The following is a 13,302-nucleotide window of genomic DNA, read 5'->3' as shown; positions in this document are numbered from 1 at the left end:
CCATGCGGCACGGCGGCGGCTGTGCGGCTGCGTCGGCCTTTGTCCCGGGCGTCGTGCCCACTTGGTCCGTTCCCCGAGACAGGGGGTCTCAGTGCAACGCATCCGGGTTCTGGTGGTCGACGACCACCGCATCTTCGCCGAGTCCCTGGCGGCCGCACTCGCGGCCGAACAGGACGTGGACGTGGCGGCGGCCGGCAGCGGACCGGCGGCTCTGCGCAGCCTGGAGCGGGCGGCCACGGACGGCCGGCGCTTCGACGTGATGCTCATCGACGCCGACCTCGGCACCGTCACGGCACCGCTGGCATCCGTACCGGACCGGCCGGCGCCGGGCCGCGACGGCGCCTCGGACGGCGGCCCGCTGGACGGCATCTCGCTGGTCGCGGGCGTGCGCACGGCGTACCCGTACGTCCGTACCGTCGTGCTCGCGGAGAAGGACGACCCGCGCCGGGCCGCCTTCGCCCTTCAGGCGGGCGCCGGCGGCTGGGTCGCCAAGGACTGCTCGCTCTCCCGCCTGCTCGCCGTCATCCGCGGCGTGCTGCGCGACGAGACGCATCTGCCGCCCGCGCTGCTCACCGGCGTGCTGCGGGAACTGACGGCGGCGCGCAAGCACCGTACGGAGAGCGAGCGGCTGGTCGAGTCGCTGACCCCGCGCGAGCGCGAGGTGCTGCGCTGCATGGTGGCGGGGCTGGGCCGCAAGGCGGTCGCCGAGCGGCTGTTCCTGTCCCCGCACACGGTCCGTACGCACATGCAGAACGTGCTCGGCAAGCTGGGCGTGCACTCGACGCTCGCCGCCGTGGCGCTGGCGCGGCGCGCCGGCGTGGGGCCGGTGGAGCTCGAACCGGCCACGGCCGCGGCCTCCGCGCTGACCTGAGACGCGGCGCGGGGGCCGCCCGCGCCGCGCCGCCCGGCACCGGCCGGCCCCGGTCAGGCGTCCGCGGGCACCGCCCGGTGCAGGTCCTTCAGCACGGCCACGCCGCGGGCCGGCAGCGTGATCCGGTACGTATGGTCCACCCGCTCTCCGCGCGCCCCGGCGAGCGCGTCGGCCATCGGGCAGGGCAGGGTGATGTCGGCCGCCCGCGCGCCGTGGTTGAGCAGGAAGAGGAAGCGCCCGGCGGCGCCCTCGCGGACGGTGGCCTGCACGCCCGGGGGCAGACCGGCCAGCACCGGCCGCACGCCCGCCGCCGCCCGTACGCCGTCCATCAGGGTCCGCATCAGCGCCGGTTCGAGCCGGGTGCCGACATAGGTCACCGTGCCCGCGCCGTAGCCGTGCCGGGCCACGGCCGGCCGGCCCGCCAGGTGGCCGTCCGCGAACTCCGCGACGGGCTCGGCGCCTTCGAGACGGATGGCCTCCGACCACAGGTCGGCCGAACCGGCCGGAAGCTCCCAGGCGCCCGCCGCCGCTCCCGCGCGTCCCGTGCCGCCGCCCGGCTCGCCACCGGGCGCGTCACCCGGTTCGGTGCCCCGCCCCCGTACCCCCGCGAGGCCCCGCACACGCACCGTCGCGCCCTCGTCCAGCGGCCAGAACTCCTCCACCCGCAGCCCCAGCAGCGACCGCAGCGGCCCCGGACAGCCACCGGGATGCACCCGGTCGCAGTCGTCCACGACACCGGAGAAGAAGGACACCAACAGGTGCCCGCCGCCCTGCACGTAGGACGCGAGCCGCCGCGCCCCGGACTCCGGCAGCAGGTACAGATTCGGCACGACGACCAGCCGGTAGCCGGACAGGTCACGGTCCGGCGGCACGACATCGCACGCCACGCCCGCCTCGAACAGCGGCCGGTGGTGCGCCACCGCCAGGTCCGGCAGGCGCAGCGCCGTCGAAGGGTGCGAGTCCAGCTCCAGGGCCCGCCAGCTGTCCCAGTCCGTCACCAGCGCCGCCGTCGGCCGCACCATCCGCGTCCCCGCGATCTCCGGTACGGACGCCAGCTCCCGCCCCAGCTCCGTCACCTCGCGGAAGATCCGGGTGTCCGTACCGGCGTGCGGCACCATCGCGGAGTGGAACTTCTCCGCGCCGCCGCGCGACTGCCGCCACTGGAAGTACAGGACGGCGTCCGCGCCCTGCGCCACGGCCTGCCAGCTCCACAGACGCATCGCGCCCGGCGGCTTGGGGCCGTTGCGGGGCCGCCAGTTGACCGCGCCGGGCGCCTGCTCCAGCAGCAGCCAGGGCTGCCCGCCGCGTGCCGACCGCATCAGGTCGAAGGTGTACGCGGCCTTCAGGTGCGTCTGCGGGTCGAAGGGGTCCTGGTAGAAGTCCAGCGCCATCGCGTCCATGTCGTGCGACCACTCGAAGGCGTCCACCGGCTTGTGGAACGGCATCAGGTTCGTGGTCACCGGCACCCCGGGGCTCAGTTGGCCCAGCACCTTCTTCTCCGCCAGATAGCAGCGGCGCAGCGCGTCGTCGCTGAAGCGCAGATAGTCCAGCTGCTGCGCCGGGTTGGGGAAGGTGGGCGCGGTACGCGGCGGCAGCACCTCCTCGAAATCCGTGTACGCCTGGGACCAGAAAGCCGTCGACCAGGCGTCGTTGAGGCGGTCCACGTTCCCGTACCGCGCGCGCAGCCAGCCCCGGAAGTCCGCGGCCGACACGTCGCAGAAGCACTGGCGGGTGTGGCAGCCGTACTCGTTGCCGACGTGCCACATGGCCAGTGCCGGATGCCCGGCGTAGCGGACGGCGAGCCGCTCGACGAGGCGGACCGCGCGGTCGCGGTAGACGGGGCTGGACGGACAGTAGTGCTGCCGTCCGCCGGGCCAGCGGCGCTGCCCGTCCGGGCCCTGCGGCAGCACCTCCGGGTGCGCGCGGGTGAGCCAGGGCGGCGGGGAGGCGGTCATGGTGGCCAGGCACACGCGGATGCCGGCGCCGCCGAGACCGTCGATGACCCGGTCGAACCAGTCGAAGTCGTACGCACCGGGCCGGGGCTCGGCCTTCGCCCACGAGAAGATCCCGGCGGTGACCATGGTGACGTGGGCCCGCTTCATCAGGCTCAGGTCCTCTTCCCACACCTCCTCGGGCCACTGCTCGGGGTTGTAGTCCGCACCGAAATGGATGCCCATCGGGTTCCCTTGGTCGCGACGTGTACCGGCACGAGCTGCGGGCGGCGCGGGGCCGTACGTGCGCGGCGCGTGCCGCCCGTACCGTCATGATTCCCGGACGCGGGCGCCGCACCGCGCACATCCGGCCGCGAAGCGGGGCGGCGCGTTCGCCGGGGGCATGGGGGGGTGGGCTCGGGATGGGAGGCGGGCCTGCGGGGCGGGCTCACGGGCGTACGGCCTCGGCCGGCGCTACGGCCTCCCGGCCGTCAGGACGAGTTCTTGACGACGCTCCAGCCGCCGTCCACGACCAGGTCCGTCCCCGTCACGTACGACGCGTCGTCGGACAGCAGGAACGCCACGGCGGCCGCCACCTCCTCCGGGCGCCCCAGCCGCCCGGCGGCCGTCTCCCCGGCGCTGGCCCGCCGGTCCGCCTCCCCGACGGTGTCCCACGCGGGCGTCAGCACGGGCCCCGGCAGCACACAGTTCACCCGCACCTCCGGCCCGTACTCGACGGCCAGCTGGCGCGCCAGCCCGGTCAGCCCCGCCTTCGACGCGGCGTACGCGGGACGGCCCGGCAGCCCGAAGCGGGCCTGCACCGACGACGTGAGGACCACCGCGCCGCGCCGCTCCCGCAGATCCGCCAGCACGGCCCGCACGCCCAGGAAGGCGCCGGTCAGGTTCACCGCCAGCTGCCGGTCCCAGTCCGCAGGCGAGGCCAGGTCGGCGGGCGCGTGCCGCCCCTGGAGGGCGGCGTTGCCGACCAGGCCGTCCACCGGCCCGTACCGCTGCCGCGCGGCGTGCACGGCGCGCTGCCAGTGCTCCTCGCGGGCCACGTCGCAGTGCTCGTACGAGGCCCGGCCGCCCAGGGCGCGGATACGGCGGGCGGTGCGCTCGCCCGGCTCGTCGTCGATGTCCAGGAGCAGCACCTGCGCGCCCTCGGCGGCCAGCCGGTCGGCGGTCGCCGCCCCGATCCCGGCGGCGGCGCCGGTCACCAGGACCGTACGGCCCAGGAACCGCGCGCCGTCCGGCGCCCCGGCGGGCCGTCGGCGCCCGTGCCGCTCATACGCTCCGTGTGGGTGCTGTCCATGGCGCCCGGACCGGTCGTACTGCCCCTGCCGTCCCTCGTGTCCCTGCCGTCCCTCGTGCCCCTGCTGGCCCCGCGGGCCGTGCTGGCTCATGGTCGCGATCCAAGCCCAACGGGCGGGGGCGGGGCAAGAGGACATGGCGGGCCGGGTCCGCCGGCCGTGGACGGACGGCCGTCAGCCCGGCGTGTTGTCGAAGGGAGCCGTCAACTGGCGCAGCAGCCGGGCCAGTTCGCCGCGCTGCTGGTGGGACAGTTCGGCCAGGATCGCGCGCTCCTGGGTGAGCAGTCCGGCCAGCGACTCGTCGGCCGCCTCGCGCCCCTCCGGAGTCAGCCGGACCAGCACGCCGCGCCGGTCGCTGGGGTCGGGCAGCCGCTCGACCAGGCCCTTCTTCGCCAGCCGGTCGATGCGGTTGGTCATCGTGCCGGAGGTGACCAGGGTCTGCGTGAGCAGCGCGCCGGGGGACAATTGATACGGGGCCCCCGCGCGGCGCAGCGCGGTGAGCACGTCGAATTCCCAGGGCTCCAGACCCACCTCGGAGAAGGCGAGGCGGCGGGCGCGGTCGAGGTGTCTGGCCAGCCTGCTGATGCGGCTGAGGACCTCAAGCGGCTCCACGTCGAGGTCCGGGCGCTCCCGGCGCCATGCTGCGACCAGTCGGTCGACCTCGTCCTCCATGTCGATCAGTGTAGTTGGTCTGTCGACGTGAAGTCTCTTGACGTCAAGATATATTTCCGTGGACTATTGGGCATCGTCGGCGAGGGGCTCACGCTGCGCTCGCGTGGCCTGTACCAACCCTGCATCAGCTGAAGGGGTTCGAACATGCACGTCGCACCAACCTGGGATCCACAGCAGTACCTGCGCCACGCCGGACACCGCACGCGCCCGTTCCACGATCTGCTCGCCCGCATACCCGAGCTGCCCAACCGCAACCGCCCCGCGCGCATCGCCGACCTCGGCTGCGGCCCCGGCAACGTCACCGTCCAGCTCGCCGACCGCTGGCCCGACGCCCACATCACCGGCCTGGACAGCTCCGCCGACATGCTCAAGGAAGCCGAACTGTACGCCGGGCCCACCTCCGGCGGCGGCCACCTCGACTTCGGCCCCGCCGACGCCACCGACTGGCGCCCCGCGGAACCCTTCGACCTGATCGTCTCCAACGCGGCGCTGCAATGGGTCCCCAACCACCCCGAATCCTTCCCGGACTGGGTCGACGGCCTCACCCCCGGCGGCACCCTCGCCTTCCAGGTCCCCGGCAACTTCACCTCGCCCAGCCACGCCCTGCTCGGCGACCTGTGCGACGAACCCCAATGGCGCGACCGCCTCGGCGGCCACGGCCGCCGCTTCGTCCACATCCTCGCCCCCGCCGCCTACCTGGAGCGCCTCACCGCGCTCGGCTGCGCGGTGGACGCCTGGGAGACGACCTACGTCCAGCTCCTCCAGGGCGAGGACCCGGTCCTCGACTGGGTCAAGGGCACCGCCCTGCGCCCCGTACTGACCGTCCTGGAGGACGACCCGGCGGCCCGCGACGAATTCCTCTCCCAGTACCGCGACCTGCTGCGCAAGTCCTACCCGCCCGGTCCGCACGGCACGGTCTTCCCGTTCCGCCGCATATTCGTGGTGGCCCACAAGGAGAACTAGGCCGCCGCCGGCCCCCTCTCCTGCCCGACCCGGAGGTGAACCAGCCATGATCACCGGCCTCGACCACGTCCAGCTCGCCGCGCCACCCGGCAGCGAGGACGCCTTGCGCGCGTTCTACGGCGGCGTCCTCGGCCTGCGGGAAATCCCCAAACCGGCATCGCTCGCCGGCCGCGGCGGATGCTGGTTCGAGGCCGGCCCGGCCACCCAGCTCCACCTGGGCATCGACCCCGACTTCCACCCCGCCGAAAAGGCCCACCCCGCCTTCCGCGTCACCGCCATCCACACCCACGCCACCCGCCTCACCACCCACAACACCCCCATCACCTGGGACGACAACCTCCCGGACCACGAGCGCTTCTACACCCACGATCCGGTCGGCAACCGGCTGGAATTCCTGGAGCCGCGGACTCCGGGCAGCTCTACGGCTACGGGGAATACGCCCGCCCCTACGGAATAGGGTCCTTGGGCGCAAGCGTTCCGGGAAACACCCGGACGAGATCCTGGAAACCGGGAACCGTCAGCGTCGCCCACGACCCGTCCGCGAACCCGAACTGCATATCGCCGGCCGTATTGTGCCGCCGGGTCCAGACAAGATCACCCCGGCGGAACACCGCCCCCGTCTCCACGGCCCCCAGCTTCCCGGACAACCGCGCACACTGCACGTACACGAACCGCAGATGCCCCTCGGTGACCGCCACCACCGTATTCACCCCCGGCATGCACCGAGGCTGCCCGGCCGCCATCCACCGCCCCGCCATTCCCTCCCACGTCCCGAAGAACAACCCCTTCTTCCGCTGCCGCCGCTCCCGCTGCGCGGGGTCGTCCGAGACCGTGGGGATCTGCAAAGCGGGCACATCGGTGGTCACCACGCAGTAGAAAAACCGAAAAAACCTCGCCACGACATCCCCCACCCCACCCCGCCCGCCCAACACCTTCGGCCGCCTGCGACGCGGCACACTGCCATCACCCTCCTCGGTACGCTCAACCCGAAAAGCCCCCACGAGCGCCTCGCCGGCGGGGAGCACGGCGGCAACCTTCTTTTCCAGCTCGGGAATCAAGACTGTTATCTCTTCCTTCGAATGGTCATGACGGGGGAGTCACGGAATGGGAACTTCACGGCCGAGCGTCTTCGGTAAATACGCCATGAAGGCATCCTCGTCGGCGACGAACAGCGTCCCCCAGGACCCGTCGGAGAACCCGAACTGCATCTCGTTCTTCGGCTCGTGACGTCGGGTCCAGACCAGGGCTTCGCGCGGGAAGGAGGCGCCCAGCTCGACAGCCTCCCCGAACCCGCCGCGCACACGCCGGTACTGGACGTAGACGAAACGCATGCAGACATCGGTGACGGCCACGACGGCGGCCGCGCCGGTCTTGGACCGCGGCTGCCCGGCGATCAGGAACTGCCCGGCCAGGCTGTCCCACCCGCCGAAGAACGGTTCCTTGTTCTTCTGGCGCTTACCCCTCAGGGAGGGGCCTTCGACGGATGTGCCCCGATGCGTGGACGGCACATCGTTGGTGAACGCGCGGAAGAACCGGGACAGGAAACGTGACCACGCGTCCCCGTTCTACCTGAATCTGCGACTGCTGCACGGGCAGCGTCTGACCGGTGGGCGACCACTCGGCATCGAGGACGGCTGGTACTGGCGGTAGAGATCGTTGAAGTGGTCGCGGTCGGCGTCCGCCTGCTTGCGGGCCGGGGCGGCCTCCGCCTCGATCTTTTCGGCCTTGTCCTGGAAGGTCTGCAGGTGGGTGTGCCAGCCGCGCAGCGCCTTCGCGCAGTCGTGCATGGACTCGCTGCCCTGTTCCAGGTACTTGGGCAGCTCGCCGAGCTTCTTCGCGAAGTTCTGCGCCGCCTCGCCCTCCCAGGCGCCGTCGCTCTTGCCGACGGACTTGAGCAGCTGGTCGAGCTCGTCCAGCTCGTCGCCCACGGATTTGACGTCGGACGCCAGTGCCTGGATCGCGTGCAGGTCACCCTTGGCCGGATTGAAACCGACGCCGGGCCACGCCGAGTCGTCCTCGATGAACATGCTCCGCCAGGACATGCGTTCTCCCCCTGATGTGAAAGTTTTGTGGCAGGCCGGGCCGGCGGCTACTTCTTGCCGCTGAGCATCTTGCGGTTTTCCTCTTCGCCGGCTTTGTAGGCGTCCAGCGTGGCCTTGAGGCGTTCGTGGATGTCCTTGGCGGCGTCCGCGATGCGCTTGATGCCGTCGCCCCACTGGTCCTGGAACTCGTCACAGGCGTCGTCGAGGCCGTCGGTGCCCAGGGCCTTCGGGCCCACCTTGTTCAGGCGCTTCTGGGCGTCCCGCATGCGGTCGTCGGCGTCCGAGAGCTTTGTCAGCATTTTCTGTACGCGCTCGACGTCGATACGGAAATCATTCGCCATGTCGCAGTTCTCCCCCCGTGGCGTGGCGTGCAGCCTTTACGGCCGGGCCATTCCTCGAATGCCGTATGGGGGAGAGGTTACGACGCCGGCTTGCGGTTATCGAGTCGGGGGCGAGACGACTGCTGAGGAATGGGTGCGGCGAATATATCGCGTGGTGGTGGTGAATTTGGCCAAGGGGAAGTAAAGGGTGTGAAAATAGTGCTGTGGTGGTGAGGGGTATTCGGGGAGTTTGGGGAGTTTGGGGGGTGATGGTGAAGGGGGGAGGTGTTGAGAAGGGGTGATCGGGCCCGGTCAGGCGCGGCGGTGGCCTATGAGGCGGGGCTTGGGTTCGAGGCCGTCCAGGCCGTGCCAGGCGAGGTTGACCAGGTGGGCGGCGACCTCGGACTTCTTCGGCTTGCGGACGTCCAGCCACCACTGGCCGGTCAGCGCGACCATGCCGACCAGGGCCTGGGCGTACAGGGGGGCCAGCTTCGGGTCGAAGCCGCGGGCCTTGAACTCCAGGCCCAGGATGTCCTCGACCTGGGTGGCGATGTCGCTGATCAGCGACGCGAAGGTACCGGTGGACTGGGCGACGGGGGAGTCGCGGACCAGGATGCGGAAACCGTCGGTGTACGTCTCGATGTAGTCGAGGAGGGCGAAGGCGGCCTGTTCGAGGAGCTCGCGGGGGTGGCCGGCGGTCAGGGCGCCGGTGACCATGTCCAGCAGCTGGCGCATCTCGCGGTCCACCACGACCGCGTACAGGCCCTCCTTGCCGCCGAAGTGCTCGTAGACGACGGGCTTGGAGACGCCGGCCTTGGCCGCGATCTCCTCGACCGAGGTGCCCTCGAAGCCCCGCTCCGCGAAGAGGGCGCGACCGATGTCGAGCAGCTGCTCACGGCGCTGGGCGCCCGTCATCCGCACCCTGCGGGTGCGCCGGGTGCCCGTGCCGGAGGGGGCCTTGCCCTGGTTGTCGTTCACGCTGCTGCCGTCGATCGCCACCCGTCAATCATGCCTCCCCCGCCTACCGCGGCCCGGTACCCCCGCGCGCGGCCCCGTCCAGGCGCTTGGCGTCGAGGCGCGCGGTGTTCGGCCAGCGCACGTCGTACGCCCAGCCGGCCTTCTCGAACCAGCGGATCAGGCGGGCGCTGGAGTCCAGCTGCCCCTTCATGACGCCGTGCCGCGCGCACGTCGGATCGGCGTGGTGCAGGTTGTGCCACGACTCGCCGCAGGAGAGCACCGCCAGCCACCAGACGTTGCCGGACCGGTCGCGGGACTTGAAGGGGCGCTTGCCGACCGCGTGGCAGATGGAGTTGATCGACCAGGTGACGTGGTGGAGCAGGCCCACGCGCACCAGGGAGCCCCAGAAGAAGGCGGTGGCCGCGCCCTGCCAGGACATCGTGACCAGGCCGCCGATCAGGGGCGGGGTCAGCAGGGAGACGACCGTCCACAGGACGAACTGGCGCGAGATCCGGCGGATCGCGTCGTCCTTGATCAGATCGGGTGCGTACTTGTGCTGCGGCGTCTGCTCCTCGTCGAACATCCAGCCGATGTGGGCCCACCACAGGCCCTTCATGAGCGCCGGCACCGTCTCGCCGAACCGCCAGGGGGAGTGCGGGTCGCCCTCGGCGTCGGAGAACTTGTGGTGCTTGCGGTGGTCGGCCACCCAGCGCACCAGCGGCCCCTCGACCGCCAGCGACCCCATGACCGCCAGCGCGATCCGCAGCGGCCGCCTCGCCTTGAAGGCGCCGTGGGTGAAATAGCGGTGGAAGCCGATCGTGATGCCGTGGCAGCCGATGAAGTACATCGCCGCCAGCAGTGCCAGGTCCAGCCAGCTCACGCCCCAGCCCCAGGCCAGCGGCACCGCGGCCACCAGCGCCACGAAGGGCAGGGTGATGAACAGCAGCAGGGTGATCTGCTCGACCGAGCGTTTGCTGTCGCCGCCGAGCGTCGCGGACTGCGCAGGGGTTTCGGCGGGTTTCGGCGATTCTTCGATGACTTCGGGGCTAGCGGTCATGTGGCGTCCCTCGTCGGGGCTCGGGGGCACGGCTACGGCTACGCGACCGTAACCTACGGTCTCGTAAGTATGGCAGTGGCGCCAGTGCGGGCAAGGGTCCGACAGGTCGGTAACGGGTGACCGAAATGCGGCAGAAAAAGGCAAGCAGGCGGTGCAAGTTCCGTCACATATGAACAACAACCAGGTGTGAGCGCCACGCCGGACAGGTAGGTGCCCACAGAACGGACAGGGTGATCCGCCGACGCCGCGGAGACCTATCCTGGGGACGTCGGACAGCGCGGTCCGCGAACCTCCCCGGCCGTCACCGGCAGGGGAGCACCCCTGCAAGCCCGGACGTGCTCAGATCACGAAGATCACTGCAAGGAGCCGCACCTGTGAGCAGTGCCGACAACACCCCCGCCGCGAACGACGAGCGCACCGGCGCCGGCACCCCCGCCGCCGAAGCCGCGCGCGACAACGGCCCCCTGCGCGCCGACATCCGCCGCCTCGGCGACCTCCTCGGCGAAACCCTCGTCCGCCAGGAAGGCCAGGACCTCCTCGACCTCGTCGAACAGGTCCGCGCCCTGACCCGCTCCGACGGCGAGGCCGCCGCCCGGCTCCTCGGCGACACGGACCTGCCCACCGCCGCCAAGCTGGTCCGCGCCTTCTCCACCTACTTCCACCTCGCCAACGTCACCGAGCAGGTCCACCGCGGCCGCGAACTGCGCGCCAGGCGCTCCGCCGAAGGCGGCATCCTCGCCCGCACCGCCGACATGCTCAAGGACGCCGACCCCGCACACCTGCGCGCCACCGCGGCCAACCTCGGCGTACGGCCCGTCTTCACCGCCCACCCCACCGAAGCCGCCCGCCGCTCCGTGCTGACCAAGCTCCGCAAGGTCGCCGAACTCCTCGACCGCACGGACCAGGCCGACCGCCGCCGCGCCGACCTGCGCCTCGCCGAGAACATCGACCTCATCTGGCAGACCGACGAACTGCGCGTCGCCCGCCCCGAGCCCACCGACGAGGCCCGCAACGCCATCTACTACCTCGACGAACTCGGCCGCGGCGCCGTCGGCGACGTCCTCGAAGACCTCGCCGCCGAACTCGAACGCGCCGGCGCCCAGCTCCCGCCCGGCACCCGCCCCCTGACCTTCGGCACCTGGATCGGCGGCGACCGCGACGGCAACCCCAACGTCACCCCCCAGGTCACCTGGGACGTCCTGATCCTCCAGCACGAACACGGCATCACCGACGCCCTCGAACACGTCGACGAGCTGCGCGGCGCCCTCTCCAACTCCATCCGCAACTGCGGCGCCACCGAAGACCTCCTCACCTCCCTCCAGCAGGACCTCGACGCGCTCCCCGAGATCAGCCCCCGCTACAAGCGGCTGAACGCCGAGGAGCCCTACCGCCTCAAGGCCACCTGCATCCGCCAGAAGCTCGTCAACACCCGCGACCGCCTCGCCGGCGACACCCCCCACGTACCCGGCCGCGACTACCTCGGCACCGCCGAGCTCATCGACGACCTCACCCTCATCCAGACCTCGCTGCGCGAACACCGCGGCGGCCTCGTCGCCGACGGCCGCCTGGAACGCACGATCCGCACCATCGCCGCCTTCGGCCTCCAGCTCGCCACCATGGACGTCCGCGAACACGCCGACGCCCACCACCACGCCCTCGGCCAGCTCTTCGACCGCCTCGGCGAGGAATCCTGGCGCTACACCGACATGCCGCGCGACTACCGCCGCAAGCTCCTCGCCAAGGAACTGCGCTCGCGCCGCCCCCTCGCCCCCAGCCCCGCCCCCCTCGACGAGGCCGGCGCCAAGACCCTCGGCGTCTTCCGCACCATCCTCAAGGCCAAGGGCACCTTCGGCCCCGAGGTCGTCGAGTCCTACATCATCTCCATGTGCCAGGGCTCCGACGACGTCCTCGCCGCCACCGTCCTCGCCCGCGAAGCCGGACTCATCGACCTGCACGCCGGCTGGGCGAAGATCGGCATCGTGCCGCTGCTGGAAACCACCGACGAACTCAAGATCGCCGACCAGCTCCTCGACGAAATGCTCGCCGACCCCTCCTACCGGCGCCTGGTCGCCCTGCGCGGCGACGTCCAGGAGGTCATGCTCGGCTACTCCGACTCCTCCAAGTTCGGCGGCATCACCACCAGCCAGTGGGAGATCCACCGCGCCCAGCGCCTGCTGCGCGACGTCGCCCACCGCCACGGCGTACGACTGCGCCTCTTCCACGGCCGCGGCGGCACCGTCGGCCGCGGCGGCGGCCCCTCCCACGACGCGATCCTCGCCCAGCCCTACGGCACCCTCGAAGGCGAGATCAAGGTCACCGAACAGGGCGAGGTCATCTCCGACAAGTACCTGGTCCCCTCCCTCGCCCGGGAGAACCTGGAACTGACCGTCGCCGCCACCCTCCAGGCCTCCGCCCTGCACACCGAGCCCCGCCAGTCCGACGAAGCGCTCGCCCGCTGGGACGCCGCCATGGAGACCGTCTCCGACGCCGCACACGGCGCCTACCGGCAGCTCGTCGAGGACCCCGACCTGCCCGCGTACTTCTTCGCCTCCACCCCCGTCGACCAGCTCGCCGAACTGCACCTCGGCTCCCGGCCCTCCCGCCGGCCCGACTCCGGCGCCGGACTCGACGGCCTGCGCGCCATCCCGTGGGTCTTCGGCTGGACCCAGTCCCGCCAGATCGTCCCCGGCTGGTACGGCGTCGGCACGGGCCTCAAGGCCGCCCGCGAAGCCGGACTCGACGTCGTCCTCGACGAGATGCACGAGCACTGGCACTTCTTCCGCAACTTCCTGTCCAACGTCGAAATGACCCTGGCCAAGACCGATCTGCGGATCGCCCAGCACTACGTCGACACCCTCGTACCCGACGAGCTCAAGCACGTCTTCGACACGATCAGGGCCGAACACGAGCTGACCGTACGGGAAGTCCTCCGGATCACCGGAGAGGACGAACTGCTCGACTCCAACCCGGTACTGAAGCAGACCTTCCACATCCGCGACGCCTACCTCGACCCGATCTCCTACCTCCAGGTATCGCTGCTGCACCGGCAGCGGGCCGCGGCGGAACGGGGCGAAGAGGCCGACCCCGTACTGGCACGCGCACTGCTGCTCACCGTCAACGGGGTCGCGGCGGGACTCCGCAACACGGGGTGAACCCGGCGGCCGGCCGGGGCCTCCCAC

13 protein-coding genes are annotated in these 13,302 nt (G+C 71.4%); 4 read left to right on the top strand and 9 right to left on the bottom strand.

The genetic code is table 11. The features are described 5' to 3' along the window. Positions 1-91 precede the first annotated feature (91 nt). Complete coding sequence (locus ACFV57_RS03505) at positions 92-871, top strand: LuxR C-terminal-related transcriptional regulator (protein ID WP_385225221.1); 780 nt, start codon at positions 92-94, stop codon at positions 869-871. Positions 872-924: 53 nt separating this feature from the next. Here ACFV57_RS03505 and ACFV57_RS03500 read toward each other — a convergent pair whose 3' ends face one another. The 3 genes from ACFV57_RS03500 to ACFV57_RS03490 all read right to left on the bottom strand — a co-directional run bounded on the left by ACFV57_RS03500 (position 925) and on the right by ACFV57_RS03490 (position 4,784). Beyond that, on the bottom strand, positions 925-3,048 hold the full coding sequence (locus ACFV57_RS03500; RefSeq protein WP_385225219.1) for a beta-galactosidase: 2,124 nt from the start codon (positions 3,046-3,048) through the stop codon (positions 925-927). Positions 3,049-3,293: 245 nt separating this feature from the next. After that, positions 3,294-4,205: an SDR family NAD(P)-dependent oxidoreductase gene (locus ACFV57_RS03495; RefSeq protein ID WP_385225217.1), complete on the bottom strand. Its 912-nt coding sequence runs from the start codon at positions 4,203-4,205 to the stop codon at positions 3,294-3,296. 81 nt (positions 4,206-4,286) lie between these two features. Next, positions 4,287-4,784: a MarR family winged helix-turn-helix transcriptional regulator gene (locus tag ACFV57_RS03490; RefSeq protein ID WP_003984378.1), complete on the bottom strand. Its 498-nt coding sequence runs from the start codon at positions 4,782-4,784 to the stop codon at positions 4,287-4,289. A 144-nt stretch (positions 4,785-4,928) separates the two neighbouring features. On the opposite strand from ACFV57_RS03490, the gene ACFV57_RS03485 reads away from it, so the two are divergent. Further along, positions 4,929-5,747 (top strand): trans-aconitate 2-methyltransferase, encoded by an 819-nt coding sequence (locus tag ACFV57_RS03485; protein ID WP_385225215.1) that lies wholly within the window; start codon positions 4,929-4,931, stop codon positions 5,745-5,747. Positions 5,748-5,793: 46 nt separating this feature from the next. Next, the gene (locus ACFV57_RS03480; RefSeq protein ID WP_385225213.1) at positions 5,794-6,204 is read left to right on the top strand and encodes a glyoxalase; all 411 of its coding nucleotides are present in this window, start codon (positions 5,794-5,796) and stop codon (positions 6,202-6,204) included. On the opposite strand, the gene ACFV57_RS03475 is transcribed toward ACFV57_RS03480, so the two are convergent. The 6 genes from ACFV57_RS03475 to ACFV57_RS03450 all read right to left on the bottom strand — a co-directional run bounded on the left by ACFV57_RS03475 (position 6,194) and on the right by ACFV57_RS03450 (position 10,123). Next, positions 6,194-6,805: a hypothetical protein gene (locus ACFV57_RS03475; protein ID WP_385225211.1), complete on the bottom strand. Its 612-nt coding sequence runs from the start codon at positions 6,803-6,805 to the stop codon at positions 6,194-6,196. The two genes, ACFV57_RS03480 and ACFV57_RS03475, sit on opposite strands and share 11 nt — an antisense overlap. Before the next feature lie 39 nt (positions 6,806-6,844). After that, positions 6,845-7,255, bottom strand: coding sequence for a hypothetical protein (locus ACFV57_RS03470; RefSeq protein ID WP_385225209.1), 411 nt, complete (start codon positions 7,253-7,255; stop codon positions 6,845-6,847). Positions 7,256-7,312: 57 nt separating this feature from the next. Further along, entirely contained in the window at positions 7,313-7,789 is a 477-nt protein-coding gene (locus ACFV57_RS03465) for a WXG100 family type VII secretion target (RefSeq protein ID WP_385225207.1), read from the bottom strand. A 47-nt stretch (positions 7,790-7,836) separates the two neighbouring features. After that, entirely contained in the window at positions 7,837-8,130 is a 294-nt protein-coding gene (locus ACFV57_RS03460) for a WXG100 family type VII secretion target (protein ID WP_385225205.1), read from the bottom strand. A gap of 291 nt (positions 8,131-8,421) precedes the next feature. Beyond that, positions 8,422-9,108, bottom strand: coding sequence for a TetR family transcriptional regulator (locus ACFV57_RS03455; RefSeq protein ID WP_385225203.1), 687 nt, complete (start codon positions 9,106-9,108; stop codon positions 8,422-8,424). 22 nt (positions 9,109-9,130) lie between these two features. Next, positions 9,131-10,123 carry an acyl-CoA desaturase gene (locus ACFV57_RS03450; protein ID WP_385225201.1) on the bottom strand — a complete coding sequence of 331 codons (993 nt, stop codon included), beginning with the start codon at positions 10,121-10,123 and terminating at the stop codon, positions 9,131-9,133. Positions 10,124-10,497: 374 nt separating this feature from the next. Here ACFV57_RS03450 and ppc point away from each other — a divergent pair, with 374 nt between their 5' ends. Further along, positions 10,498-13,275 carry a phosphoenolpyruvate carboxylase gene (gene ppc / locus ACFV57_RS03445; protein ID WP_385225199.1) on the top strand — a complete coding sequence of 926 codons (2,778 nt, stop codon included), beginning with the start codon at positions 10,498-10,500 and terminating at the stop codon, positions 13,273-13,275. The last annotated feature ends 27 nt before the right edge of the window (positions 13,276-13,302 follow it).

Origin of the sequence: Streptomyces sp. NPDC059788 (genome assembly GCF_042732265.1) — a bacterium.
Lineage (GTDB): Bacteria > Actinomycetota > Actinomycetes > Streptomycetales > Streptomycetaceae > Streptomyces.
The sequence above is the reverse complement of the archived record's forward strand: the minus strand, read 5'-3'. Positions and strand labels throughout refer to the sequence as shown.

Bases quoted from the DNA above. Each gene is read 5' to 3' on its own strand.
- ACFV57_RS03500 (WP_385225219.1), bottom strand. From the start codon at position 3,048: ATGGGCATCCATTTCGGTGCGGACTACAACCCCGAGCAGTGGCCCGAG.
- ACFV57_RS03495 (WP_385225217.1), bottom strand. From the start codon at position 4,205: ATGAGCCAGCACGGCCCGCGGGGCCAGCAGGGGCACGAGGGACGGCAG.
- ACFV57_RS03490 (WP_003984378.1), bottom strand. From the start codon at position 4,784: ATGGAGGACGAGGTCGACCGACTGGTCGCAGCATGGCGCCGGGAGCGC.
- ACFV57_RS03485 (WP_385225215.1), top strand. From the start codon at position 4,929: ATGCACGTCGCACCAACCTGGGATCCACAGCAGTACCTGCGCCACGCC.
- ACFV57_RS03480 (WP_385225213.1), top strand. From the start codon at position 5,794: ATGATCACCGGCCTCGACCACGTCCAGCTCGCCGCGCCACCCGGCAGC.
- ACFV57_RS03465 (WP_385225207.1), bottom strand. From the start codon at position 7,789: ATGTCCTGGCGGAGCATGTTCATCGAGGACGACTCGGCGTGGCCCGGC.
- ACFV57_RS03460 (WP_385225205.1), bottom strand. From the start codon at position 8,130: ATGGCGAATGATTTCCGTATCGACGTCGAGCGCGTACAGAAAATGCTG.
- ACFV57_RS03450 (WP_385225201.1), bottom strand. From the start codon at position 10,123: ATGACCGCTAGCCCCGAAGTCATCGAAGAATCGCCGAAACCCGCCGAA.